Raw genomic sequence first — 24,530 nt, 5'->3', positions numbered from 1 at the left:
CGTATACACATTGATTCAATCAATATTGACAGAGATTGCGTCAATCTTAGATGGTCGAATCAATATTGATGAACCCCGGACACCACGGAGGAAACGATGCCGACCACGACCGGCGAAACCCCGCTCGACGTACCCCGAGGGCTGGCGGGGGTCGTCGTCACCGACACGGCCCTCGGCGACGTCCGCGGACGCGAGGGCTTCTACCACTACCGGCAGTACTCGGCGATCGAGCTGGCGGAGACCCGCAGCTTCGAGGACGTCTGGTACCTGATGTTCGAGGGCACGCTGCCCGACGCCGGGGCCCGGGCCGAGTTCGCCGCCCGTACCGCCGCCCTGCGCCGGCTCCCCGCCGAGGTGCGCGATGCGCTGCCGGCCATAGCGCGTGCGGGAGCCGCCTCCGGCCCCCTGGCAGGGCTGCGCACCGCCCTCTCGCTCCTCGGCGCATCGGCCGGATTCCGGCCGGTGTACGACATCGACGCCGGCCGGCGCCGCGAGGACGCCCTGGCCGCCTGCGCGGCCGTCCCCACCGTGCTCACCGCCCTGCACCGGCTCGGCCGGGGCCTCGAACCGGTCGAGCCGCGCGACGACCTGCCCCACGCCGCCAACTACCTCTACATGCTCACCGGCTCCGTGCCGGACGCCGCACGCGTCAGGGCCGTCGAGCAGTACCTGATCTCCACCATCGACCACGGCTTCAACGCCTCGACCTTCACCGGCCGCGTGGTCGCCTCCACCGGCGCCGATGTCGCGGCCTGCCTGGTGGCCGCCGTCGGCGCGCTCTCCGGACCGCTGCACGGCGGGGCGCCCAGCCGCGCGCTCGACACCCTGGACGCCATCGGCACCCCCGAACGCATCGACGGCTGGATCCGCGAGCAGGTGCTCGCGGGCGGGCGGATCATGGGCTTCGGACATCCCGTCTACCGCACCGAGGACCCCCGCTCACGCATGCTGCGGGGCATCGCCCAGGGCTTCGGCGGCCCGCTCGTCGACTTCGCCGTCGAGGTGGAACGACAGGTCGAGACGATCCTCGCCGAACTCAAGCCGGGCCGTGAGCTGCACACCAACGTGGAGTTCTACGCCGGGGTCGTCATGGAGCTGTGCGGACTGCCGCGCGAGATGTTCACGCCGACCTTCTGCGCGGCGAGGGTGGTCGGCTGGAGCGCCAATATCCTGGAGCAGGCGGAGGACTCGAAGATCATCCGCCCGGCGGCCCGCTACGTGGGCACGCCCCCGCCGCAGCCGGTCCCGGCGCCCTGAGGCCATCGAGGAAGGTTTCCGTTGAACCCGTCGTCCCCGCCCCGCAAGCAGCAGATTCCGGTCATCGTCCTCGCGGGGTTCCTGGGATCGGGCAAGACGACACTGCTCAACCACCTCCTCGCCAACCGCGCGGGAAACCGGATCGGCGTGATCGTCAACGATTTCGGCTCGATCGAGATCGACGCCATGACCGTCTCGGGACAGGTCGGCTCCACCGTCTCGCTGGGCAACGGGTGCCTGTGCTGTGCGGTCGACGCGAGCGAACTCGACACCTTCCTCGCCATGCTGACCAGGCCCTCCGCCCGCCTCGACGTGATCGTCATCGAGGCCAGCGGACTGGCCGAGCCGCAGGAACTCGTGCGGATGCTGCTGGCCAGCGACAACCCGGACATCGTCTACGGGGGACTGGTGGAGGTCGTCGATGCCGCCGGATTCGACGCCACCCGGCAGCGCCACCCGGAGATCGACCGCCATCTCGCCGTCGCCGATCTCGTCGTGCTGAACAAGACCGACCTGGTCGGGAGCGAGGAGCTGGACCGGATCGGGAAGGCCGTCACCGAAGCCGGGATCCCGGCCTCCGACGGCAGGCCGGCCGTCGGCGGACCCGCGGTCATCCGCGCCACCTACGGGCGCATCGATCCGGAACTCCTCTTCGACCCGGCACTGCGACCGGACGGCGCGGAGAAGGCACGCCAGCTCACCTTCGAGGACCTGCTCCTGGCGGAGCGGGCCGAGGAGGAGGGCCACGACGGGCACGGACACCACCTCCACGCCGCCTACGAGAGCGTGTCCTTCACCGCGGACGTGCCCATGAACCCCCGCCGACTGATGGACTTCCTCGACTCCCGTCCACAGGGCCTCTACCGGATCAAGGGATTCGTCGACTTCGGCGTGGGCGACCGGGCCAACAAGTACGCCCTGCACACGGTCGGCAGGTTCCTGCGGTTCGACCCACGGCCGTGGACGCGCGACGAGCCGCGCCTCACCCAGCTGGTGCTGATCGGTTCCGGCATCGACCCGGAGGCCCTGGGCAAGGAGCTGGACGGCTGCCGCGAGAGCGCCGCACCGGGCCCGGACGCGACGCAGGACGCCGCACACGAACGGAGCATGTGGGGCGTCCTGCGGTACGTGCGGCGGCCCGACGACGCGTAGGCCGTGCTCGGCCCCGCGCCGTCGGACCGGTCGGCTACACCGGGCCCGCGACCACCGCGACCGGCTTGACCAGCGGCGTCCCCGAACCGTCGCGCCGCGGGTCCGGCTCCGGCAGCTCGACCGGCGTGCCGTTGGACTGCGCGGCACGGGCGGGCACCTCACCCGCCCAGGCGAACACCAGGACGTCCTCGCCCTTGAGGAACCGCTGACAGCGCACCCCGCCGGTGGCCCGGCCCTTGCGCGGGTACTGGTCGAACGGGGTGAGCTTGCACGTCTGCGCCGAGTCGTCCAGCGTGCCGTGCGAGCCCGCGACGGTGAACACCATCGCGTCCGCCGCCGGATCCACCGCGGTGAAGGAGATCACCTCGGTGTCCGCCGCAAGCTTGACCCCCGCCATGCCCCCGGCGGGCCTGCCCTGCGGCCGCACCTGCGCCGCCGGGTAGCGCAGCAACTGCGCGTCGGAGGTGATGAACACCAGGTCCTCCTCGCCGGTCCGCAGCTCGGCGGCACCGACGATCCGGTCACCGGACTTGAGGGTGATGACCTCCAGCTCGTCCTTGTTGGCCGGATAGTCCGGCACCACCCGCTTGACGACGCCCTGAAGGGTGCCGATCGCCAGGCCGGGGGACGCCTCGTCGAGCGTCGTCAGACAGATGACCGTCTCGTCGTTCTCCAGCGTGAGGAACTCGGAGATCATCGCCCCGCCCGACAGGTTGGGCGCCGCGTGGGTGTCCGGCAGCTGGGGCAGGTCGATCACCGGGAGCCGCAGCAGTCGGCCCGTCGACGTCACCACGCCCACATCGCCCCGCGCCGTCGCGGGCACGGCCGACACGATCACGTCGTGCTTGGCCCGCCTGGCGTCCTCGGCGAGGACGATCGGCTCGTCATTGGCGGTACGGGCCAGCAGACCGGTCGAGGAGAGCAGCACCCGGCACGGGTCGTCCGCGACCTCCAGCGGCACCGCGGCGACCTGCGTACCGGCCGACTCCAGCAGTACCGTGCGCCGGGCGGTGCCGAACTTCTTGGCGACCGCGGCCAGTTCCGTGGAGACGAGCTTGCGCAGCTCGGTGTCCGATTCGAGGATGGCCGTCAGCTCGGCGATCTCGGCGTTGAGCCGGTCCCGCTCGCTCTCCAGCTCGATCCGGTCGAACCGGGTCAGCCGGCGCAGCGGGGTGTCCAGGATGTACTGCGTCTGGACCTCGCTCAGCGAGAACCGCTCGATGAGCCGCTCCTTCGCCTGCGCCGAGTTGTCGCTGGACCGGATGAGCCGGATGACCTCGTCGATGTCGACCAGCGCGACGAGCAGGCCCTCGACCAGGTGCAGCCGGTCGCGGCGCTTGCCCCGGCGGAACTCGCTGCGCCGGCGCACCACGTCGAAGCGGTGGTCGAGGTAGACCTCCAGCAGCTCCTTGAGGCCCAGCGTGAGCGGCTGCCCGTCGACCAGCGCCACGTTGTTGATGCCGAAGGAGTCCTCCATCGGCGTCAGCTTGTAGAGCTGCTCCAGCACGGCCTCCGGCACGAAGCCGTTCTTCACCTCGATGACCAGGCGCAGGCCGTGCTCGCGGTCGGTCAGGTCCTTCACGTCCGCGATGCCCTGGAGCTTCTTCGCCGAGACCAGGTCCTTGATCTTGGCGATCACCTTCTCCGGGCCGACGGTGAAGGGGAGTTCCGTGACGACCAGCCCCTTGCGACGGGCCGTCACGTTCTCCACGGAGGCGGTCGCGCGGATCTTGAACGTGCCGCGTCCCCGGGCGTACGCGTCCTTGATGCCGCCCAGGCCCACGATCCGGCCGCCCGTGGGCAGGTCGGGACCGGGCACGAACCGCATCAGGGTCTCCAGGTCCGCGCCCGGGTGCTTGATCAGGTGCCGGGCGGCGGCGACGACCTCGCCCAGGTTGTGCGGCGGCATGTTGGTCGCCATGCCGACCGCGATCCCGGACGAGCCGTTGACCAGCAGGTTCGGGTACGCGGCGGGGAGAACGGTCGGCTCCGTCTCCTGACCGTCGTAGTTCGACTGGAACGCGACGGTGTCCTCGTCGATCGACTCCGTCATCAGCGACGTCGCGTCGGCCATCCGGCACTCGGTGTACCGCATGGCGGCCGGCGGGTCGTCGTTCCCGAGCGAGCCGAAGTTTCCGTGGCCGTCGACCAGGGGGAGCCGCATGGAGAACGGCTGCGCCAGACGGACCAGCGCGTCGTAGATCGACGCGTCGCCGTGCGGGTGCAGCTTGCCCATGACCTCGCCGACCACGCGGGCGCACTTCACGAAGCCGCGGTCGGGGCGCAGGCCCATCTCGTTCATCTGGTAGACGATGCGGCGGTGCACCGGCTTCATGCCGTCCCGGGCGTCGGGCAGGGCCCGGGAGTAGATCACCGAGTACGCGTACTCGAGGAAGGAGCCCTGCATTTCGTCGACGACGTCGATGTCGAGGATCTTCTCCTCGAAGTCGTCCGGCGGCGGGGTCTTCGTGCTGCGGCGGGCCATCGCTGCTGCGACTCCTTCACGGATTCTGTTCGGGCAACCTCAGGTTCTGACGCGGACCATTGTGGACCGCCGCACTGACATCCCCGACCTCGACCCGGCCCAAAGGGCGTTCGGGGCGCCCGCCGACGGGGTTTCCCGCCCCCTCGCGCGGGGGTGCGCCCCCCTTTCACGCGAACTTCCGCGGTACGGGAACTTCGCCAGGCGCGTGTGCGCTTGCTTACAGTGGCAGGTCTCGCAGGAAATCCAGTATCGCGATCGAAGGGACGTACATGCCCATGGGTCACACGGCCACAGCTCAGGCCGGCTCCGGCGGCTTGACAGCGACCGAGCACCGCCTGGCCAACGGCCTGCGCGTGGTGCTCTCCGAGGACCATCTGACCCCGGTCGCCGCAGTCTGCCTCTGGTACGACGTCGGCTCGCGCCACGAGGTCAAGGGACGCACCGGCCTGGCTCACCTCTTCGAGCACCTGATGTTCCAGGGCTCCGGCCAGGTCAAGGGGAACGGCCATTTCGAGCTGGTGCAGGGGGCCGGGGGCTCGCTCAACGGGACCACCAGCTTCGAGCGCACCAACTACTTCGAGACCATGCCCGCCCACCAGCTGGAGCTCGCCCTCTGGCTCGAAGCCGACCGCATGGGCTCGCTGCTCGCCGCGCTCGACGAGGAGTCCATGGAGAACCAGCGGGACGTCGTCAAGAACGAGCGCCGCCAGCGCTACGACAACGTCCCCTACGGCACGGCGTTCGAGCGGCTGACCGCCCTGGCCTACCCCGAGGGCCACCCGTACCACCACACGCCGATCGGCTCGATGGCCGACCTGGACGCCGCGACCCTGGAGGACGCGCGCACCTTCTTCCGTACGTACTACGCGCCCAACAACGCGGTGCTCTCGGTCGTCGGCGACATCGACCCCGAGCAGACCCTCGCCTGGATCGAGAAGTACTTCGGCTCCATCCCGTCCCACGACGGCAAGCAGCCGCCGCGCGACGGCACGCTCCCCGAGATCATCGGTGAGCAGCTGCGCGAGGAGGTGCGCGAGGAGGTTCCGGCGCGCGCCCTGATGGCCGCCTACCGGCTGCCGCACGACGGCACCCGGGAGTGCGACGCGGCGGACCTCGCGCTGACCGTGCTCGGCGGCGGCGAGTCGTCGCGGCTGTACAACCGTCTCGTCCGCCGCGACCGCACGGCCGTGGCGGCCGGGTTCGGACTGCTGCGACTGGCCGGAGCGCCCTCGCTCGGCTGGCTGGACGTCAAGATGTCCGGCGGGGTCGAGGTGCCGGAGGTCGAGACCGCGGTCGACGAGGAACTCGCCCGGTTCGCCGCCGAGGGCCCCACGCCCGAGGAAATGGAGCGGGCGCAGGCCCAGTTGGAGCGCGAGTGGCTGGACCGGCTCGGCACGGTCGCGGGCCGCGCGGACGAACTGTGCCGCTTCGCCGTGCTGTTCGGCGACCCGCAGCTCGCCCTGACCGCCGTGCAGCGGGTGCTCGACGTGACTGCGGAGGAGGTCCGGGCCGCGGCCGGGGCCCAGCTGCGCCCGGACAACCGGGCGGTGCTGGTCTACGAGCCGGTCGAGTCGGCCGAGGCCGCCGACGAGACCGACGCCGACGACACCGACGCGCACGAAGGAGCGGGCAAGTGACCGACGCCGCGACTGGAGTTTCGATGCAGTACCACCCGCAGCCGGCCCCCGGCGTCGCACGGCCCTGGGCCTTTCCCGCCCCGGAGCGGGGGTCCCTGCCCAACGGCCTGACGGTGCTGCGCTGCCACCGCCCCGGCCAGCAGGTCGTCGCGGTGGAGATCTTCCTCGACGCCCCGCTGGACGCCGAGCCCGAGGGCTTCGACGGCGTGGCCACGATCATGTCGAGGGCGCTCTCCGAGGGCACGGACAAGCACACGGCGGAGGAGTTCGCCGCCGAGCTGGAGCGCTGCGGCGCCACTCTCGACACCCACGCCGACCACCCCGGCGTCCGGGTCTCCCTGGAGGTCCCGGCCTCCCGGCTCGCCAAGGCCCTGGCCCTGGTCGCCGAGGCGCTCCGGGCGCCCGCCTTCCCGGACGGCGAGATCGAGCGGCTGGTGCGCAACCGGCTCGACGAGATCCCGCACGAGCAGGCCAACCCGGCCAGGCGCGCCGCCAAGCAGCTCTCCAAGGAACTGTTCCCGGCCGCGGCGCGGATGTCGCGCCCGCGTCAGGGCACCGAGGAGACCGTGGAGCGGATCGACTCGGCGGCGGTGCGCGCGTTCTTCGACGCCCACGTCAGGCCGTCCGCCGCGACCGCCGTGGTCGTCGGCGACCTCACCGGCATCGACCTGGACGCCCTGCTCGCCGACACGCTCGGCGACTGGTCGGGCGAGCCCGCCGTGCCCCGGACCGCCCCGCCGATCACCGCCGACGACACCGGCCGGGTCGTGATCGTCGACCGTCCGGGCGCGGTGCAGACGCAGTTGCTGATCGGCCGGATCGGCGCCGACCGGCACGACAGCGTGTGGCCGGCCCAGATGCTCGGCACGTACTGCCTGGGCGGCACGCTCACCTCCCGGCTGGACCGGGTGCTGCGCGAGGAGAAGGGCTACACCTACGGCGTGCGGGCCTTCGCCCAGGTGCTGCGGTCGTCCGCCCCGGACTCCGAGTCGGGCGCGACCGGTGCCTCGATGATCGCCATCAGCGGATCCGTGGACACGGAGTCCACCGAGCCGGCGCTCAAGGACCTGTGGACGGTCCTGCGGACCCTGGCGGCGGAGGGACTGACGGACGAGGAGCGCGAGACGGCCGTGCAGAACCTCGTGGGCGTGGCGCCCCTGAAGTTCGAGACCGCGGCCTCCGTCGCGAGCACCCTCGCCGACCAGGTCGAGCAGCACCTCCCCGACGACTACCAGGCACAGCTGTACGCCAGGCTCGCGGAGACCGGCACGGTCGAGGCGACCGCGGCGGTCGTCAACGCGTTCCCGGAGGACCGGCTGGTCACGATCCTCGTCGGTGACGCGGCCCGGATCGCGGAGCCGGTCCGCGCCCTGGGCATCGGAGAGGTCTCGGTGGTCTCCGGCTGACGAGCGGCCCTGCCGGAAGACAGAAGGCCGGATAGTCGCATATCGGGACGAAGGGAGGGTTGCGGCGAAGAGGGTTTCGCCGCAACCCTCCCTTTTGTCCGCTCTTGGGGAGAGGTTGCCTGGTTGCCCTGTGGGATGCGCTACAAAACGGCCTGTCCGTTTGGTGAACGTAAGCGGTCCCGCTTAGCGTCGGCTCGGCTGTCCGCCACTTGTATGCCGCAACCGCGACGTACCGGGCAGTCATCGCCGAGTCCCCGTACGGCGCGAGCCAGGGGAGCCGGGGACCCATGAAGTCCCTGGGGTGAATCGGAGGCCCGAGCCGCGACGGCCGGGGCGTCCGTAGGAGACCTTCCTGCTCCGAACCCGTCAGCTAACCCGGTAGGCGAGAAGGAAGGAAAGGACCAGCCACTTCATGGCGTTCACCCGTGCCACCGGGAAGCATCGTGCCCCGAGCCGCCTGACGCGCGGGAGCGCGAAGGCCGTCGGCGTCGCGACCCTGGCCACCACCGGAGTCATCGGCGGCCTGGCCTCCCCTGCCCTCGCCGCGGGCTCCGACGCCCCCTCCGCGAGCGGGGCCGGCCTGAACCAGGTCATCGCCATCGACGCGACCCTCGCCGACCAGATCGAGGCCCAGGCCGACGCCCAGCAGCACCAGGCCGATGCCGTGGCGAAGGCGAAGGCGGAGGCCGAGAAGAAGGCCGAAGCCAGGAAGAAGGCCGTGGCGAAGGCCAGGGCCGAGGCGAAGCGCGCGGCCGAGGAGCGTGCCGAGGAGGCGCGTGCCGCCCGGTCCGCCGAGCGTGCCCGGCTGGGCGCCTTCCAGCTGCCGCTCGCCGGTTCGTACATCAGCACCGGCTACAAGGCCGGCGGCTCGCTCTGGTCCTCCGGCAGCCACTCGGGCGTCGACTTCCACGCCGCCTCCGGCAGCTCCGTCGTCGCCGTCGGCGCCGGTACGGTCGTCGAGGCCGGCTGGGGCGGCGCGTACGGCAACAACGTCGTGCTCCGGATGACGGACGGGACGTACACGCAGTACGGGCACCTCTCCTCGATCGGCGTCTCCGTCGGCCAGCGCGTCGGCGCGGGCCAGCAGATCGGCCTCTCCGGCTCGACCGGCAACTCCACCGGGCCCCACCTCCACTTCGAGGCCCGCACGACCCCGGAGTACGGCTCCGACGTGAACCCCGTCGCGTACCTGCGCGCCCACGGCGTCAACGTCTGACCCGAGCACCCCGCGGCACCCTCCACGCCCTTCCGATGGCCCCGGCAGCCCGCCGGGGCCATCGGCGTATCCGTCAAGGGGCCCGGTGCGGGTGCCCGCCCGCCGAACCGCCCCGCGGCCAAAAGATATTCATGAATTTCCGTCCGGCATCGGAAACACGGTCGCATTGCAATAGAGTCACGGGGCAGGTATCGGCCGGCCGCGGTGTGCGGGGGATCGAGGCGGAGGTTCGGACATGCGCATTCCGGCGCATTCGGTATGCACGGCAATTCGTGACGACATCGTCTCGGGTTTCTTCGAGCGGGGCAGCCGACTCACCGAGGAGTTGCTGGCGCGCCGGTACGGGGTTTCCCGGGTCCCGGTGCGGGAGGCGTTGCGGACCCTGGAGTCGGAGGGGTTCGTGGTCACCCGCCGTCACGCGGGCGCCTGTGTCGCCGAGCCCACCGAGCTGGAGGCCGCCGATCTCCTGGAGGTCCGGATGCTGCTGGAGCCGCTGGGCGCCGCGCGCGCCGCCCGGCGCCGCACCGAGGCACACCTCAAGGTGCTGCGCGGCCTGGTCAGGCTCGGCCGGGACCGGGCCGGGCGGGGCGAGACGGAGGACCTGCGCCCGCTGGACGGCTGGTTCCACGAGACGCTGGTGCAGGCATCGGGCAGCCCCGGTCTGACCGCCCTGCTCACCCAGCTCCGACACAAGACCGCCTGGATGTACACGGTCGAGCCGCCCGCCCGGCCGATGGACTCCTGGGCCGAGCGCGGGGCCATCGTGGACGCGGTGGCGCGCCGTGACGCGGACCGGGCCAGGGCGCTGGCCGCCCAGCACGTCGAACGGGCCGCGGCCGCGCACCGGCTGCGCCGGACGGACCGGCCGGGGGGCCGCACGGCCCGGCGGCCCGCCGTACCGCGCACCGACCGGGTGAGGACCTCGCAACATCCCGTAAACACCACGGGCGCGCGGCATTAACAATCGGGCCGTATAAAAAGGGGTGAAGTGTGATTCCGGAGGGAAGCGGGCCCGGTCCGCGATAATTCCACCCGTCCGAATTCCCCTGCCCCGATTCCATGGGCCGTCATTCCGGGAGCCGGGCCCACTCGGGTCCCTCCACATGATTTCGGCCGGAGGAAACAAAAGAGCCGCGGCTCCGGTTCAGGGTGCCGCGGCTCTCTCGCAGAAAATGTTTCAGACGGTCTCCGGGAGCTCCTCGAGCCCCTCGGCGACCAGCTTCGCCAGACGGTCCAGGGCGACCTCGGCGTTGTCGGCCTCGGACGCGAGCACGATCTCCTCGCCCCCCTGTGCGCCGAGACCGAGCACCGCGAGCATGGAGGCGGCGTTCACCGGGTTGCCGTCGGCCCTGGCGATCGTCACGGGAACGCCGGAAGCCGTGGCGGCACGGACGAAGATGGAAGCGGGGCGGGCGTGCAGGCCCTCGGCCCAACCGACGTTGACGCGGCGCTCAGCCATGGTTCTGCCCTTCATGAATCAACAGTTGTCTAGACCATTCTCTCACGCGGTGCGCGGTGCTCCGAACGGCCCGGAACATGCCCGCGACGCCCGCGGCAGCGCCGAACGGCCCTCTCAGCCTGCCCCGGCCCCGGGCCCCACGCGACCGCTGGCGGCGCCGTAGTCTTTGCCCATGCAGCCCGCGCCGGAGCAGAGCCCGCATCACGCCTATCCCGACCACTGGGAAGCCGACGTGGTGCTCCGCGACGGGGGAACCGCACGGATCAGGCCCATCACCACGGACGACGCCGAACGGCTGGTCAGCTTCTACGAGCACGTCTCCGACGAGTCGAAGTACTACCGGTTCTTCGCCCCGTACCCCCGCCTGTCCGACCGGGACGTGCACCGCTTCACCCATCACGACTACGTCGACCGGGTGGGACTCGCCGTCACGGTCGGCGGCGAGTTCATCGCGACCGTCCGCTACGACCGGATCGACGGGCGGGGCAGGCCCGCCTCCGCCCCCGCCGACGAGGCCGAGGTCGCCTTCCTCGTCCAGGACGCGCACCAGGGCAGGGGAGTGGCCTCGGCCCTCCTCGAACACATCGCGGCCGTCGCCCGCGAGCGCGGCATCCGGCGCTTCGCCGCCGAGGTGCTGCCCGCCAACACCAAGATGATCAAGGTGTTCCGGGACGCCGGCTACACCCAGCAGCGCAGCTTCGAGGACGGCTCCGTCCACCTCACCCTGGACCTCGAACCGACCGCCGAGTCCCTCGCCGTCCAGCGCGGCCGCGAGCACCGCGCCGAGGCGCGGTCCGTGCAGCGCCTGCTGGCCCCGGGATCCGTCGCCGTCATCGGCGTCGGCCGGACCCCCGGCGGGGTCGGCCGCACGGTGCTGCGCAACCTCCTCGGGGCCGGCTTCACCGGCCGCACGTACGCCGTGAACCACGCCTTCGCCGAGGACCGGGACACGGTCGACGGCGTCCCGGCCCACCGTTCGATCGGCGAGATCGGGGAACCGGTCGACCTCGCGGTCGTGGCCGTGCCCGCCGACCGGGTCCCCGAAGCCGTCGAGGACTGCGGTGAGCACGGCGTGCAGGGCCTGGTCGTCCTCTCCGCCGGATACGCCGAATGGGGCGCCGAGGGCAGGGAACGGCAGCGGGAGCTGGTCCGCCAGGCCCGCTCGTACGGCATGCGGATCATCGGCCCGAACGCCTTCGGCCTCATCAACAACGCCGAAACCGTCCGGCTGAACGCCTCCTTGGCCCCCGAACCACCCGCCCCCGGACGCATCGGGCTCTTCACCCAGTCCGGAGCGATCGGCATCGCCCTGCTCTCCGGGCTGTACCGGCGCGGCGCGGGCCTGTCCACCTTCATCTCCGCGGGCAACCGCGCCGACATCTCGGGCAACGACTTCCTGCAGTACTGGTACGAGGACCCGAACACCGACGTCGCCCTGCTGTACCTCGAATCGATCGGCAACCCCCGCAAGTTCACCCGCCTCGCGCGGCGCACCGCGGCCGTGAAGCCGGTGGTCGTGGTCAAGGGCGCCAGGCACAGCGGCTCCACCCCGCCGGGACACGCGGTGCCGGTCAGCCGGATCCCGGACGCCACGGTCTCGGCGCTCATGCGGCAGGCGGGCGTGATCCGGGTCGACACCGTGACGGAGATGGTCGACGCCGGGCTCCTCCTCGCCGACCAGCCGCTCCCGGCCGGTCCCCGGGTCGCGATCCTCGGCAACTCGGAGTCGCTCGGCCTCCTCACGTACGACGCCTGCCTCGCGGAGGGGCTGCGCCCGCGCCCGCCCCTCGACCTGACCACCGCGGCCACCCCGCAGGACTTCAGGGACGCCCTGGGCCGGGCGCTGGCCGACGAGGGCTGCGACTCGGTGATCGTGACGGCGATCCCGTGGGTGGGCGAGGACGGCGAGGCGGAGGCGGGCGACGGGGAGGTGCTCGCCGCCGCGCTGCACACGGCCGCCGCCGCGGGCCCGGCCAAGCCCGTGGCCGTCGTGCACGTGGAGATCGGCGGACTGGCGGAGGCCCTCGCCGCGGCCACCAGCACCGTCACCCAGCCGGGCACCGCGACCGGATCCCCCTCGGCCACGGCGCCCACCACGGCGCCGGCCCCGGACCCCGCCGCCCCCGCGGGCCCGGACCGCGGGCACGACTCCGCCCCCGGCACCGGGCCCGGCCGGATCCCCGCCTACCCCGCCGCCGAACGGGCCGTGCGGGCCCTGGCCGAAGCGGTGCGGTACGCGCAGTGGCGGCGACAGGCCGCTCTGCCCGGCAAGGTGCCCGAGTTCCTCGACGACACCATCGACGGGCCGGGCGCGGCCGGCCTCATCGACACCTTCCTCGGCCCCGACCCCGACCCCCGGGGCAGATCGCTCACCCACGCCGAGGCGCGCGAGCTCCTGGGCCGCTACGGCATCACCGTGCGGCCGACGCTCCCCGCGCCCGACCCGGACGCCGCCGTCGCCGCGGCGGCCCGGCTCGGCTACCCCGTGGCGCTCAAGACGACCGCGCCCCATCTGCGCCACCGGGCCGACCTCGGCGGCGTCCGGCTGGACCTCGCCAACGAGGCCGCGCTGCGCCGGGCGTACGGCGAGCTGACCGACCTGCTCGGCAAGCCGGTCGAACTCCAGCCCGTCGTCCAGGCCATGGCACCGCGCGGCGTCGACACCGTGGTGCGGGCCACGATCGACCCGGCGGCGGGCGCCGTACTCTCCTTCGGCCTCGCGGGCGCGCCCTCCGAACTCCTCGGCGACACCGCCCACCGCCTCGTCCCGGCCACCGACCGCGACGCCGCCGAGCTGATCCGGTCCATCCGGGCGGCCCCGGTGCTCTTCGGCTGGCGGGGCGCGGCGCCCGTGGACACCGCGTCGCTGGAGGAGCTGCTGCTGCGGGTCTCCCGGCTGGTCGACGACCACCCCGAGGTGGTCTCCGTCGCCCTGGAACCCGTCGTGGTCGCCACCCAGGGACTGACCGTGCTCGGCGCGAGCGTCCGCCTCTCGCCGCCCCCGGCCCGCACCGACCTCGGCCCCCGCCGCCTCCCCAACTACTGACCCCGCGGGACCGGGGAAGCCCCGGCCCCGCGGGGCGGAGGCCCGTACGCTGCAGGTTCCGGTCCCGCCCCCGGTGCAACGTCCCCGGCAGCCATCCGTCCCCCGTAGGATGGTGCCCATGGCTAAGACCGGTACGACGACCCAGGGGCTGCGCGCGGCGATCGAGCGCAGCGGCTACTACCCGGCCCTCGTGGCCGAGGCGGTGGAGGCCGCCGTGGGCGGTGAGCCGGTCGTTTCGTACCTGGTGCACCAGGAGACCACCTTCGACTCCAACGAGGTGCGTCGCCACGTCACGGTCCTGGTCCTGACGGACAACCGTTTCATCGTCAGCCACACCGACGAGCAGAACGCCGACACCAGCTCCCCGACGCCGTACGCCACCACCTCCACCGAGTCGGTCAAGCTCGACCGGATCTCGTCGGTCGTGGTCAGCCGGGTCGTGGCCAACCCCGAGAAGTACGTACCGGGCACCCTGCCCCGCGAGGTCGTCCTCACCATCGGCTGGGGCGCGGTCTCCCGGATCGACCTGGAGCCCGCCGCCTGCGGCGACCCCAACTGCGAGGCCGACCACGGCTACACCGGCAGCTCCACCGCCGACGACCTGAGCCTGCGGGTCAGCGAGGCCGGCGACGGCCCGGACACCGTGCGCCAGACCCTCGCCTTCGCGCAGTCGCTCTCCGAGGCCACGGCCGCGACCGCGGCGACCGGCCGCTGATGGTGCAGCCGGCCTGGCAGGAGCCCGTGCTGCTCCCCGTCGACACCGCCCCCGTCCCGGAGTACGGCAGCGGATCGCTCTGCGACCTGCTGCCCACGCTCGTCGCCGGACAGGGCGTGCCCGGCTTCACCGCGGCGATCCCCGAACTCACCCCCGCCGACCGGAACTGCGTGTTCCTGATCGACGGACTCGGCTGGGAGCAGATCGGGGCCCACCCCGACGAGGCGCCGTTCCTGCACTCCCTGCTCCCCACCTCGCGCGGCGGCACCGGCCGCCCGATCACCGCGGGCTTCCCGGCCACCACCGCGACCTCGCTCGCCTCGGTCGGCACCGGCCTCCCGCCCGGCGAGCACGGCCTGCCCGGCTACACCGTGCGCGACCCCGGGACCGGCGAGCTGATGAACCAGCTCCGCTGGAGGCCCTGGACCCCGCCGAAGGCGTGGCAGCCGCACCCCACCGTCTTCGGGCTCGCCGACGCCGCGGGCGTGCGCACCGCCCAGGTCTCCGCCCCGGCCTTCGAGCAGACCCCGCTCACCAAGGTCGCGCTGAGCGGAGGATCGTTCCTGGGACGGCTGTCCGGCGAGGAGCGGATGGACACGGCGGCCGAACGGCTCGCCGCGGGCGACCGGTCGCTGGTCTACACGTACTACAGCGAGGTCGACGGCATGGGGCACCGCTTCGGCATCGACTCCGACGCCTGGCGCGGCCAGCTGATGTACGTGGACGGTCTCGCCCGGCGCCTGGCCGAACAGCTCCCGGCCCGCTCGGCGCTGTACATCACCGCCGACCACGGCATGATCGACATCCCCTTCGACGAGCAGTCCCGGATCGACTTCGACGAGGACTGGGAGCTGCGCGCGGGCGTCGCCCTGCTCGGCGGCGAGGGCCGGGCCCGACACGTCTACGCGGTCCCGGGGGCCGAGGCGGACGTCCTGACCGTCTGGCGGGAAGTGCTGGGCGAGCAGTTCTGGGTGGCGAGCCGGGACGAGGCGATCGAGGCCGGCTGGTTCGGCCCGAGGATCGACGAACGGGTCCACGGCAGGATCGGGGACGTCGTCGCGGCGGCCCGTGACGACGTGGTGATCACCGCGTCCGTCAACGAGCCGCACGAGTCCGTGATGGTGGGCATGCACGGCTCGATGACCCCCGTCGAGCAGCTCGTGCCCCTCCTCGAAGTACGCTCGTAACCGCTTTTTTCCTCCACCGCCTTCGTCACCGTCGTTCCCGCTCCGCTCCGCCCAGCCCGAAAGGTGCTCAGTTCCTCATGCCCGAGCTTGTGTTCTTCTCCGGAACGATGGACTGCGGAAAGAGCACGCTGGCGCTCCAGATCGGCCACAACCGTTCGGCACGCGGCCTGCAGGGCGTGATCTTCACCCGCGACGACCGGGCGGGGGAGGGCAAGCTCTCCTCGCGCCTGGGACTGGTCACCGAGGCCGTCGAGGCCGACGAGGGCATGAACCTGTTCGCCCATCTCGTCGACCGGATAAGCCGCGGCGGCCGGGCGGACTACGTGATCGTGGACGAGGCGCAGTTCCTGGCCCCCGAGCAGATCGACCAGCTCGCCCGGATCGTCGACGACCTCGATCTGGACGTCTTCGCGTTCGGCATCACCACCGACTTCCGGACCAAGCTGTTCCCCGGCTCCCAGCGGCTGATCGAGCTGGCCGACCGGGTCGAGACGCTCCAGGTCGAAGCGCTCTGCTGGTGCGGCGCACGGGCCACGCACAACGCCCGGACGGTCGGCGGCGAGATGGTCGTCGAAGGCGCCCAGGTGGTCGTGGGGGACGTCAACCAGCAGGCGGGCGAGGTCGGTTACGAGGTGCTGTGCCGGCGCCACCACCAGCGCAGGACCACCAGCGCGAGCGCCCGCGCCGCCGCCCTCTCACCGGACGTACTGCCCGTCACCCACGCCTGAACCGCCCCCGACGGCGTCCGGCGCGGATGCTTAGGATGACGCCGTGAACAGGGTGAACGGGAAAGAGGCCGAGTCAGGGCCGGGCCCGTCGGGCAAGGTGCAGCCGAGACAGCTGATCGTGACGGTCTACGGGCTGTACGCACGCGACACCGCGGGCTGGATGTCGGTGGCCTCGCTGATCCGGCTGCTCGCCGACCTCGGCGTCGAGGCACCGACCGTACGCTCCTCCGTCTCCCGGCTGAAGCGCGTCGGACTGCTGGAGGCCCGGACGGTCTCCGGAGCGGCCGGATACCGGATCTCGCCCGGGACCGAGCGGATGCTGCGCGACGGCGATCCGCGGATCTTCGCGACCCGGCGGGCCACCCTGGCCGAGGGCTGGGTGCTCGTGGTCTTCTCGGTGCCCGAATCCGAACGTGCCCGGCGGCACACCCTGCGCACCCAGCTGACCCGGCTCGGTTTCGGCTCCGTCTCCGCCGGGGTGTGGATCGCACCGGGCCATGTCCACGCCGAGGCCGAGGCCGTGCTGGCCCGGCACGGACTGCGCTCGTACGCCGACCTCTTCCGCGCCGAACACCTCCCGGCCGGCGGGGGCGAGGAGCTCGCGGAGAAGGTCGGTTCGTGGTGGGACACCGCCCGGTTGCAGCGGCTGTACGTCGAATTCCTCGACGCGCACCGCCCGTTCGCCCGGCGGATCGCGAACGGGGCGACGGTGACGGACCGCGAGGCGTTCACGACGTACATCAGGGTGCTCACCGACTGGCGCCGGCTCGTCTACCTCGACCCCGGTGTCGCGCGCGAGCTGCTGCCGGCCGAATGGAGCGGAACGGAGGCATCCGAGCTCTTCGGCGAGCTGCACGCCCGGCTGGCCGGTCCCGCCGGGCGGCACGTCGAACGGGTCAGGACCGGCTGAGACCGCGCCCGGAGGCCGCCGCCCGGCGGGCCCTCAGCCCTCGGCGGACCGGATGATCGTGAACGCCGCGCCCTCCGGATCCGCCACGGTCGCCACCCGTCCGCCCAGACCCTCCCGGGGCGGTTGCAGGACGTACCCGCCGAGCTCCACCACGCGCCGGGCGGCCTCGTCGGTGTCGAGGACCTCGAAGTACGTCATCCAGTGCGGACCCCGGTCGCGCGGCAGGGCGTGGCCGACGCCGTGCAGCGAAGCCACCGGCCGGCCCTCCAGGCGCAGGGTCTGGTAATCGAAGTCGGCCGAGACGACCGCCTCGGCCTCGTAGCCGAAGACCGTCTGGTAGAACTTGCAGACCGTCGAGGTCTCGCGGGTCACCAGCTCGTTCCAGACGGGTGTGCCGGGAGCCCCGGCGAGTGCCGTGCCGATGTGCGCGGCCGCCTGCCAGATCCCGAAGACCCCGCCTCCGGGGTCGGAGGCGATGGCCATCCGGCCCGCCTCGCCCGCGTCGAGCGGCCCGACGGCGACCGTGCCGCCGCAGGACCGGATGGTCTCCGCGGTGGCGTCCGCGTCGTCGGTGGCCAGATAGGTCGTCCAGGCGACGGGCAGATGCCGCTCCGGCGGCAACTGCCCGAGTCCCGCCACCACTTTCCCGTCGACCAGCGCACGGACGTACGGACCCAGCTGGTCCGGACCCGGCACGAACTCCCAGCCGAACAGATCGGCGTAGAAGCTCCGGGTCGTGCTCAGCCCGTGCACGATCAGGCTCACCCAGCAGGGCGTTCCGGGCGTACGCGCGGTGGCAGCCTCGGTCATCGTCACTCTCTCCTCGGACCATTGTGTGGCCGTACGGGGGATCGGGGCCCGCGTGCCGTCATGCGGCACGGGATGTGTACGCCCCGTGGAGATGGTTGCACCACCCGGCGCGCGATGCGTCCGGCCGCGCCGCACTCACCGGGATTCCGGGAATCCCGGCCCCGGAGGATCGATTCGCCGCGGTACGGCCGCCTCGAAGGTGCTACGGGCGGGGTGGCTCCTGAGCGAGGATGGCACCCATGAAGCCCATCATCACCGCATCCGAATACGCCAGCGAGTCGGCGGGGCCACGTCCGCCGGTGCTCCTGGACGTACGTTGGCAGTTGGGCGGCCCGCATGGCCGGCCCGATTACGAGGCCGGGCACATCCCCGGCGCGGTCTTTGTGGATCTGGACGCGGAACTGGCCGGTCCGCCGGGCAGCGGGGGCCGTCATCCGCTGCCCGACCCGGAGGAATTCGGTGCGGTGATGCGCCGGGCCGGGGTGTCCGGCGACACCCCCGTCGTCGTGTACGACGGCGGCCAGGGCTGGGCGGCGGCGCGGGCCTGGTGGCTGCTGCGCTGGACCGGCCACGACGACGTCCGGGTCCTGGACGGCGGGCTCGCCGCGTGGCCGGGCGAACTCCAGAAGGAGACCCCCGCCCCGGCCGGGGGAGACTTCCGGCCCGTCCCCGGCGGGCTCCCGCTGCTGGACGCGGACGGGGCGGCGGCCCTGGCCGACTCGGGGCTGCTGCTCGACGCCCGGGCCGCCGAGCGCTACCGGGGCGATGTGGAACCGATCGACCGGGTGGGCGGCCACATCCCGGGCGCCGTATCGGCCCCGACCTCGGAGAACACCGGGGACGACGGCCGTTTCCTGGCCCCGGAGGCGCTCGCCGCCCGGTTCGGGGAACTCGGCGCCGACGGGGCGAAGGAGGTCGGTGTCTACTGCGGTTCCGGTGTCTCCGGCGCCCATGAGGTGCTGGCCCTGGCCGTCGCCGGGATCCCCGCGGCGCTGTACGCGGGCTCCTGGTCCGAGTGGTCCGCCGACGAGTCCCGCCCGGTAGTCACGGGGCCCGAACCCCGGTAACGGAACGTGCGCCGACCGGGGCCGCCGGAAGCCGGGCCCCGGGCCCGGTAATCGTGCGGTGCGGAAGGCGCACACGGCACGAGGGCCCGTACGCAGCGGCGTACGGGCCCTCGTCACGCCGTGGTCACCCCGGCTCAGTCCTGCTTCTTCCGGCGGGTGCCGAAGACGATCTCGTCCCAGCTCGGCACGGCGGCCCGGCGGCCCGGACGGACCCCGTCGGCCTCGGCCTGGCGGTCCGTCGTCCCGGTCAGCCGGTCGCGGTGACCGGCCACCGCCCGCGGCATCAGCACGTCGGCGTAGGCGGAACCGGCACCCGCGGAGGCCGCGGCGGCCGACGACTCGTCGGCCGCCGGCTCCTGCACGGCGGGCTCGATCGCGGGCGGCTCGGGCGGCGCGGGCCGTTCCGGCACCACCATGTCGCCGCGGAAGCTCGGCACCGCCTCCAGCAGGCTGGTCAGCGAATCGCGTTCGCCGGCGGAGATGCCCGCGATGTGCTCCTCGGGCTCGGGCGCGGGGGCCGTGGGGCGCTCGATCTGGCGGTCCAGGGCCCGGTCCAGCGGCCGGTCGCGCGGCAGCCGGGCGATCCGGGGCACGAACGGGAAGCTCGGTTCCGGCGCGGCGACGTCGTCGGTCTCGCCGATCAGCGAACGCGCCTCGTCGTCCACGGCCTGGACCAGACGGCGGGGCGGGTCGTACGTCCAGCTCGCCGAGTGCGGCTCGCCCGCGACCCGGTAGACCAGGAGGACCTCCCAGGTGCCGTCGTCCCGGCGCCAGGAGTCCCACTGGACGGTCTCCTTGTCGGCGCCGCGCAGCAGCAGCCGCTCCTGCACCGCCTCGCCGAGCTGGGGGCCGGTGTTCTCGCCGGGACGGCGCACGGGAGTCTTCCGGGCCCGCTCCGCCATGAAAGCGCGCTCCGCGAGCACGGGGCCCTCGAAGCGGCGGACGCGGTCGACCGGAATACCGGCGAACTGGGCGACCTCCTCGGCGGAGGCGCCGGCTCGTATCCGGGCCTGGATGTCGCGGGGACGGAGGTGGCTCTCCACCTCGATCTCGATTTGGCCGAGGCGCGCGCGGTCGTTGCGCACGGCGGCCCGGAGCCGCTCGTCGATCGGAAGCGTGTACTCCGTGCTGTCCGCAGCTTTGAGCACCAGTCGTGTGCCGTCGTTGGAGACGGCCACGACACGCAGTTCGGGCATGGGGACCTCCCGGGTGGTGCCTGCCGACGTCACGTGCGTCGCTGCTTCCGCTAGTCGAGTGTGGCCTGCCCGGCTGCAGCCTGCCACAACATTGCCGTGGTACCCGGCGTGTCGGGCGTGAGCCCTTGATCGCCGGTATGACACGGTGACCCATTCTGCAACAGAAAGTGACCATCGGTCACTTCGTGTGGCCAGTCCCCGTGCGATGCCGTGGCGCCGCCGGATCGAGTGCCTCCTTCGGCCCCCTCCCGAAGATCCCGGACGCCCGTGAGGGAATCCTGCCCCAGGGCTCGCAACAGTACTCCATTCGGGCCATGAGGGTGGAGCGCCGCGCCGCCCAAGTTCTCGCCGGAGGGGGGAGTTGGGTCACCCCTCCGTGCGCGGGCTACTCCCCGGGCGTGTCCTCCTTCACACAATCCCCGGAACCGGAACTATCGACTTCGCTCAAATGTCCCTTCTTGTTGCATGGTGGGAGAGATGTCAATCAAGGGCTGGGAATGGTGCAGAAGCCGGAAAGCGACACGGAACCCAAGGAAAGGCGCATAGATCTGAGCGTGCCGCAGGTGGCGGGCAGCGCCGTGGCGGCGGTCGCGGCAGCGGTGGCGGCCTCTCAGCTGGGCGTGTACGGAACGGTTCTCGGCGCCGGTGTGATGAGCGTCGTGGCCACCTGCGGCGGCTCGGTCTTCCAGCACTTCTTCCGCCGTACGGGGGAGCAGATCCGCGAGGTCACCGTCCAGGTGAAGCATCCGGACCGCGAAGTGTCCGTGCACGCGCGCGAGTCGGTCGTCGGGCGGGACCCGAAGGGAGCACGCGGGACGTCGGGCGGGGCCGTGGACGCCACCGCGGTGATGCGCGCCGTGGACGCCGCGACCGGGCCGCGCGAAGCGGACGGGACGATGCTGCTGCGCGGTGCGGACGGCGCGGCGGCCTCGCGCGACACGGACGGCACGATGTTCCTGCGCGGCGTCCCGGGGGACCCGGAGCGCACCCGGATGCTGCCGGTGTCCGACGGCTCCGGGGCGCCCGCCACCGGCCGTCCGGTGGTGGACGAGGAGTTCTCCGAGGCCACCACCCACGGCACCCGGGTCCGCGGCTGGAAGCGGTCCGCGCTCGGGGCGGTCGTGGTCTTCGCGCTGACGATGGCCGGGATCACCACCTACGAACTGCTCTCCGGCGGCGACCTGAGCGGCGGCAAGGGCACGACCGTCGGCTCCGTCGTGCGCGGCGGGGAGCGGAGTTCCGGCAAGGACGACCCGGCACCGGCGACGGACACCGGCCCCGGCCGGGAGGGGACGACGGAACGGGGCGACGGCACGGCGACGCCCGGCACGGCCCCGCAGGACGGCCGGAGCGGGGCCCCGGAGACCGGGCGGGGCGGCGGTCCGTCCACCGCTCCGACGACCGGTTCCACCCCGTCCGGCGACACCGGCGACCGTACGAGCCCGGCCCCGGCGACCACGCCCTCCCCGGCGGCGTCCGGCGACGGCGGGGCGCCCACCGACCCGGCGCCCGCGGGCACGGGCGAGGCCCCGGCGCAGGGCGACCGGGGCGCCGCCGGAGCGGAGACCGGGCAGTGACCGGCTCCGGGGGCCGCCCGGGGCCGGTCAGTCGCCCAGGACCCGGCGCAGGTAGTCGTTGCCGAAGAGGCGGTCCGGGTCCAGCCGGTCGCGCACGGCGGTGAACTCGCCGAACCGGGGGTACACCCCGGCCAGGTACTCGGCGTCGCGGGTGTTGACCTTGCCCCAGTGCGGACGGCCCCGGTGGGCGGTCATGATCCGCTCGACCGCCGTGAAGTACGCCTGGTAGGGCGTGCCCTTGTAGAGGTGGACGGCGATGTACGCGCTCTCGCGGCCCGAGGCAGTGGAGAGCGCGATGTCGTCCGCGGGGGCGGTGCGGACCTCCACCGGGAAGCTGATCCGCAGCGGCGACCGTTCGATCATCGCCTTGACCTCGCGCAGCGCCTCCACGGCGGCCTCGCGCGGCACCGCGTACTCCATCTCCACGAAGCGGACCCGGCGCGGGCTGGTGAAGACCTTGTACGGGATGTCGGTGTACGTACGGGCCGACAGGGCACGGCTGGAGAGCTTGGCGATCGACGGGATGGTGGCGGGCACCGCCCGGCCGAGCGAACAGGCCACCTGGAAGATCCCGTTGGAGAGCAGCTCGTCCTCGATCCAGCCGCTGACCTTTCCGGGCGGGGCGGCGGGGCCCGCGCTGCGGTTGTTGCGCTTGGTGTTGCAGTTGCCGGTGTGCGGGAACCAGTAGAACTCGAAGTGCTCGTTCTCGGCGACCAGCTCGTCGAACTCGCTCATGACCCGGTCGAAGCCCATCGGCTCCTCGCGGGCGGTCAGCAGGAAGATCGGCTCCACGGCGAAGGTGATCGCCGTGACGACCCCCAGGGCGCCGAGCCCGATCCGGGCGACGGCGAAGACGTCGGCGTTCTCCGTCTCCGAGCAGGTCAGCACCGTGCCGTCGGCCGTGACCAGTTCGAGGGCGCGGATCTGTGCGGATATGGACGCCGAGTCGCGGCCGGTGCCGTGGGTGCCGGTCGAGGTGGCGCCGGCGACCGTCTGCTCCATGATGTCGCCCATGTTGGTGAGCGAGAGGCCCTCGCGGGCCAGGGCGGCGTTGAGCCGCTTCAGCGGGGTGCCGGCCGCGACGGTCACCGTCATCGCCTCGCGGTCGATCTCCCGGATGCCGCCGAGCAGGTCCGGGCGGATCAGCACGCCGTCGGTGGCCGCCGTCGCGGTGAAGGAGTGCCCGGTGCCGACCGGCTTCACCCGCAGCCCGTCCTCGGACGCCCGGCGCAGCACCTCGGCGAGCTCGGGGACGGAGGCGGGGGACACGACCCGGGACGGCCGGGCACTGACGTTTCCCGCCCAGTTACGCCACGCGTTCGTCGTCGTCCGTGTGTCGTCGGTCTCGATCATGTTCCGCGCGACCTTCCGTGAGGACCGGTTCGTTGAGCCGGCGATACCCCAGGAACGCCACCGCGGCCGCGAGCACTCCCGACACGACGGGCACCACGTACCCCGCGCCGGCACCCGACGCGTCGACCACCCAGCCGGCGGCCGATGAGCCGAGCGCCACACCGACGGCGAGCCCGGTGCTGGTCCAGGTCATGCCCTCGGTCAGTTCCGTGCGCGGGACGTGCTGCTCGACGAGGGCCATGGTGGTGACCATCGTCGGTGCGATGGCGAGGCCCGCGACAAAGAGCGCCACGGCCAGGAACGGCAGGTTCCCGGCCAGTTGGAGGGGGATCATACTCACGGCCATCGCGCACACGCCCACCAGCCACCTGGTGGACGCCCTCCCCTTCAGCCGGAGCAGCCCGAAGACCGCCCCGGCCAGACAGGACCCCAGGGCGTACACGGCCAGCACGAGGCTCGCCGCGGCCTTGTGGCCCCGCTCCTCGGCGAAGGCCACCGTGACCACGTCGATCGCCCCGAAGATCGCGCCGGTGGCCACGAACGTCACCACGAGGACCTGGAGGCCCGGGGAGCGCATCGCGGAGCCGCCGGTGTGCGCGGCCCGCGGATGCGGGGCCGGCTCGGTGGCGTGCTGGGCGGTCAGCCAGAAGACGCCGACCAGCAGGAACCCGGCCGCCAGGAGCGGCCCGGCCGCCGGGAACCAGGCGGTGGACAGGCCGATCGAGATGATCGGCCCGAAGATGAAGCACACCTCGTCGACGATCGACTCCCACGCGTACGCGGTGTGCAGCTGCGCCGACCCCCGGTGGATCTCCGCCCAGCGGGCCCGGACCATCGAGCCCACACTGGGCACGCAGCCCGCGCCCGCCGCGAAGACGAAGAGCGTCCAGTCCGGCATGCGCCGCTGCGCGCAGATCAGGAGTCCGGCCACCGCCGCCAGCGCGACGAGGGTGGCGGGCCGCAGGACGCGCCGCTGGCCGTGCCGGTCGACGAGCCGGGAGATCTGCGGCCCGGCCACCGCCGCGGACATCGCCAGCGTCGCGGAGAGCGCGCCGGCGAGCCCGTAACGGCCGGTGAGCTGGGAAATCATGGTGACCACACCGATGCCCATCATGGACAGCGGCATCCGGCCGAGGAATCCGGCCGCCGAGAACGCCTTGGTGCCGGGGGCGGCGAATATCGCGCGATAGGGACTGGGCAAGGGGAGCTCCGGAACAGCGCGGCCGTCCGCGCCCGTCATGCAGGTATGTGGCCGATACAGCCTACGGCTCGCCCGGAGCGGGCAGCAGGGCGAGGGGCCGACGGAACCTTCGGATCCGGGGCGGGGAC

Annotated in this window: 19 protein-coding genes and 1 riboswitch; of the genes, 13 read left to right on the top strand and 6 right to left on the bottom strand. The window is 72.6% G+C overall.

The features are described from left to right. Positions 1–96: 96 nt before the first annotated feature. A complete protein-coding gene (locus ACFYW1_RS26590) occupies positions 97–1,257 on the top strand; it encodes a citrate synthase/methylcitrate synthase (RefSeq protein WP_388998171.1) in 1,161 nt (386 codons plus the stop codon). A gap of 21 nt (positions 1,258–1,278) precedes the next feature. Further along, complete coding sequence (locus ACFYW1_RS26585; RefSeq protein ID WP_388998168.1) at positions 1,279–2,409, top strand: CobW family GTP-binding protein; 1,131 nt, start codon at positions 1,279–1,281, stop codon at positions 2,407–2,409. A gap of 34 nt (positions 2,410–2,443) precedes the next feature. Here ACFYW1_RS26585 and ACFYW1_RS26580 read toward each other — a convergent pair whose 3' ends face one another. After that, positions 2,444–4,894: a DNA topoisomerase (ATP-hydrolyzing) subunit A gene (locus ACFYW1_RS26580; RefSeq protein WP_388998165.1), complete on the bottom strand. Its 2,451-nt coding sequence runs from the start codon at positions 4,892–4,894 to the stop codon at positions 2,444–2,446. A gap of 269 nt (positions 4,895–5,163) precedes the next feature. Here ACFYW1_RS26580 and ACFYW1_RS26575 point away from each other — a divergent pair, with 269 nt between their 5' ends. The 4 genes from ACFYW1_RS26575 (at position 5,164) to ACFYW1_RS26560 (ending at position 10,114) form a co-directional block, all read left to right on the top strand. Continuing rightward, the gene (locus ACFYW1_RS26575) at positions 5,164–6,531 is read left to right on the top strand and encodes a M16 family metallopeptidase (protein WP_388998162.1); all 1,368 of its coding nucleotides are present in this window, start codon (positions 5,164–5,166) and stop codon (positions 6,529–6,531) included. Positions 6,532–6,554: 23 nt separating this feature from the next. Next, a complete protein-coding gene (locus ACFYW1_RS26570) occupies positions 6,555–7,937 on the top strand; it encodes a M16 family metallopeptidase (protein ID WP_388998391.1) in 1,383 nt (460 codons plus the stop codon). A 234-nt stretch (positions 7,938–8,171) separates the two neighbouring features. Then, a riboswitch (cyclic di-AMP (ydaO/yuaA leader) is annotated at positions 8,172–8,336 on the top strand. Between the two features lie 13 nt (positions 8,337–8,349). Continuing rightward, complete coding sequence (locus ACFYW1_RS26565) at positions 8,350–9,153, top strand: M23 family metallopeptidase (protein ID WP_388998159.1); 804 nt, start codon at positions 8,350–8,352, stop codon at positions 9,151–9,153. A 235-nt stretch (positions 9,154–9,388) separates the two neighbouring features. Continuing rightward, entirely contained in the window at positions 9,389–10,114 is a 726-nt protein-coding gene (locus ACFYW1_RS26560) for a GntR family transcriptional regulator (protein WP_388998156.1), read from the top strand. A gap of 216 nt (positions 10,115–10,330) precedes the next feature. Here ACFYW1_RS26560 and ACFYW1_RS26555 read toward each other — a convergent pair whose 3' ends face one another. Next, the gene (locus ACFYW1_RS26555) at positions 10,331–10,612 is read right to left on the bottom strand and encodes an HPr family phosphocarrier protein (protein ID WP_356933045.1); all 282 of its coding nucleotides are present in this window, start codon (positions 10,610–10,612) and stop codon (positions 10,331–10,333) included. A gap of 172 nt (positions 10,613–10,784) precedes the next feature. Here ACFYW1_RS26555 and ACFYW1_RS26550 point away from each other — a divergent pair, with 172 nt between their 5' ends. The 5 genes from ACFYW1_RS26550 (at position 10,785) to ACFYW1_RS26530 (ending at position 17,198) form a co-directional block, all read left to right on the top strand. Beyond that, positions 10,785–13,658 carry a GNAT family N-acetyltransferase gene (locus tag ACFYW1_RS26550; protein WP_388998152.1) on the top strand — a complete coding sequence of 958 codons (2,874 nt, stop codon included), beginning with the start codon at positions 10,785–10,787 and terminating at the stop codon, positions 13,656–13,658. 118 nt (positions 13,659–13,776) lie between these two features. Beyond that, positions 13,777–14,373 carry a DUF5998 family protein gene (locus ACFYW1_RS26545; protein ID WP_148839862.1) on the top strand — a complete coding sequence of 199 codons (597 nt, stop codon included), beginning with the start codon at positions 13,777–13,779 and terminating at the stop codon, positions 14,371–14,373. Continuing rightward, on the top strand, positions 14,373–15,560 hold the full coding sequence (locus ACFYW1_RS26540; protein ID WP_388998149.1) for an alkaline phosphatase family protein: 1,188 nt from the start codon (positions 14,373–14,375) through the stop codon (positions 15,558–15,560). Before ACFYW1_RS26545 ends, ACFYW1_RS26540 begins: the two co-directional genes overlap by 1 nt. Positions 15,561–15,637: 77 nt before the next feature. After that, complete coding sequence (locus ACFYW1_RS26535; RefSeq protein ID WP_388998146.1) at positions 15,638–16,288, top strand: thymidine kinase; 651 nt, start codon at positions 15,638–15,640, stop codon at positions 16,286–16,288. Between the two features lie 43 nt (positions 16,289–16,331). Next, positions 16,332–17,198: a PaaX family transcriptional regulator C-terminal domain-containing protein gene (locus tag ACFYW1_RS26530; RefSeq protein ID WP_388998143.1), complete on the top strand. Its 867-nt coding sequence runs from the start codon at positions 16,332–16,334 to the stop codon at positions 17,196–17,198. 33 nt (positions 17,199–17,231) lie between these two features. On the opposite strand, the gene ACFYW1_RS26525 is transcribed toward ACFYW1_RS26530, so the two are convergent. Next, positions 17,232–18,008: a VOC family protein gene (locus ACFYW1_RS26525; RefSeq protein ID WP_388998140.1), complete on the bottom strand. Its 777-nt coding sequence runs from the start codon at positions 18,006–18,008 to the stop codon at positions 17,232–17,234. A gap of 239 nt (positions 18,009–18,247) precedes the next feature. Here ACFYW1_RS26525 and ACFYW1_RS26520 point away from each other — a divergent pair, with 239 nt between their 5' ends. Continuing rightward, positions 18,248–19,075, top strand: coding sequence for a sulfurtransferase (locus ACFYW1_RS26520; RefSeq protein WP_388998137.1), 828 nt, complete (start codon positions 18,248–18,250; stop codon positions 19,073–19,075). Between the two features lie 134 nt (positions 19,076–19,209). Here the strand turns inward: ACFYW1_RS26520 and sepH are convergent, their stop codons facing one another. Next, entirely contained in the window at positions 19,210–20,271 is a 1,062-nt protein-coding gene (gene sepH, locus ACFYW1_RS26515; protein ID WP_388998134.1) for a septation protein SepH, read from the bottom strand. A gap of 497 nt (positions 20,272–20,768) precedes the next feature. Between sepH and ACFYW1_RS26510 the strand changes: the two genes are divergently transcribed. Beyond that, positions 20,769–21,848, top strand: coding sequence for a hypothetical protein (locus ACFYW1_RS26510; protein WP_388998131.1), 1,080 nt, complete (start codon positions 20,769–20,771; stop codon positions 21,846–21,848). A gap of 27 nt (positions 21,849–21,875) precedes the next feature. Here ACFYW1_RS26510 and ACFYW1_RS26505 read toward each other — a convergent pair whose 3' ends face one another. Both ACFYW1_RS26505 and ACFYW1_RS26500 read right to left on the bottom strand, forming a co-directional pair. Beyond that, on the bottom strand, positions 21,876–23,201 hold the full coding sequence (locus ACFYW1_RS26505; protein WP_388998128.1) for a D-arabinono-1,4-lactone oxidase: 1,326 nt from the start codon (positions 23,199–23,201) through the stop codon (positions 21,876–21,878). Further along, the gene (locus ACFYW1_RS26500; RefSeq protein WP_388998125.1) at positions 23,155–24,402 is read right to left on the bottom strand and encodes an MFS transporter; all 1,248 of its coding nucleotides are present in this window, start codon (positions 24,400–24,402) and stop codon (positions 23,155–23,157) included. The genes ACFYW1_RS26505 and ACFYW1_RS26500 overlap by 47 nt, the downstream gene beginning before the upstream one ends. Positions 24,403–24,530 lie beyond the last annotated feature (128 nt).

Origin of the sequence: Streptomyces sp. NPDC002669 (assembly GCF_042889165.1) — a bacterium.
Classification (GTDB): domain Bacteria; phylum Actinomycetota; class Actinomycetes; order Streptomycetales; family Streptomycetaceae; genus Streptomyces.
The sequence above is the reverse complement of the archived record's forward strand: the minus strand, read 5'-3'. Positions and strand labels throughout refer to the sequence as shown.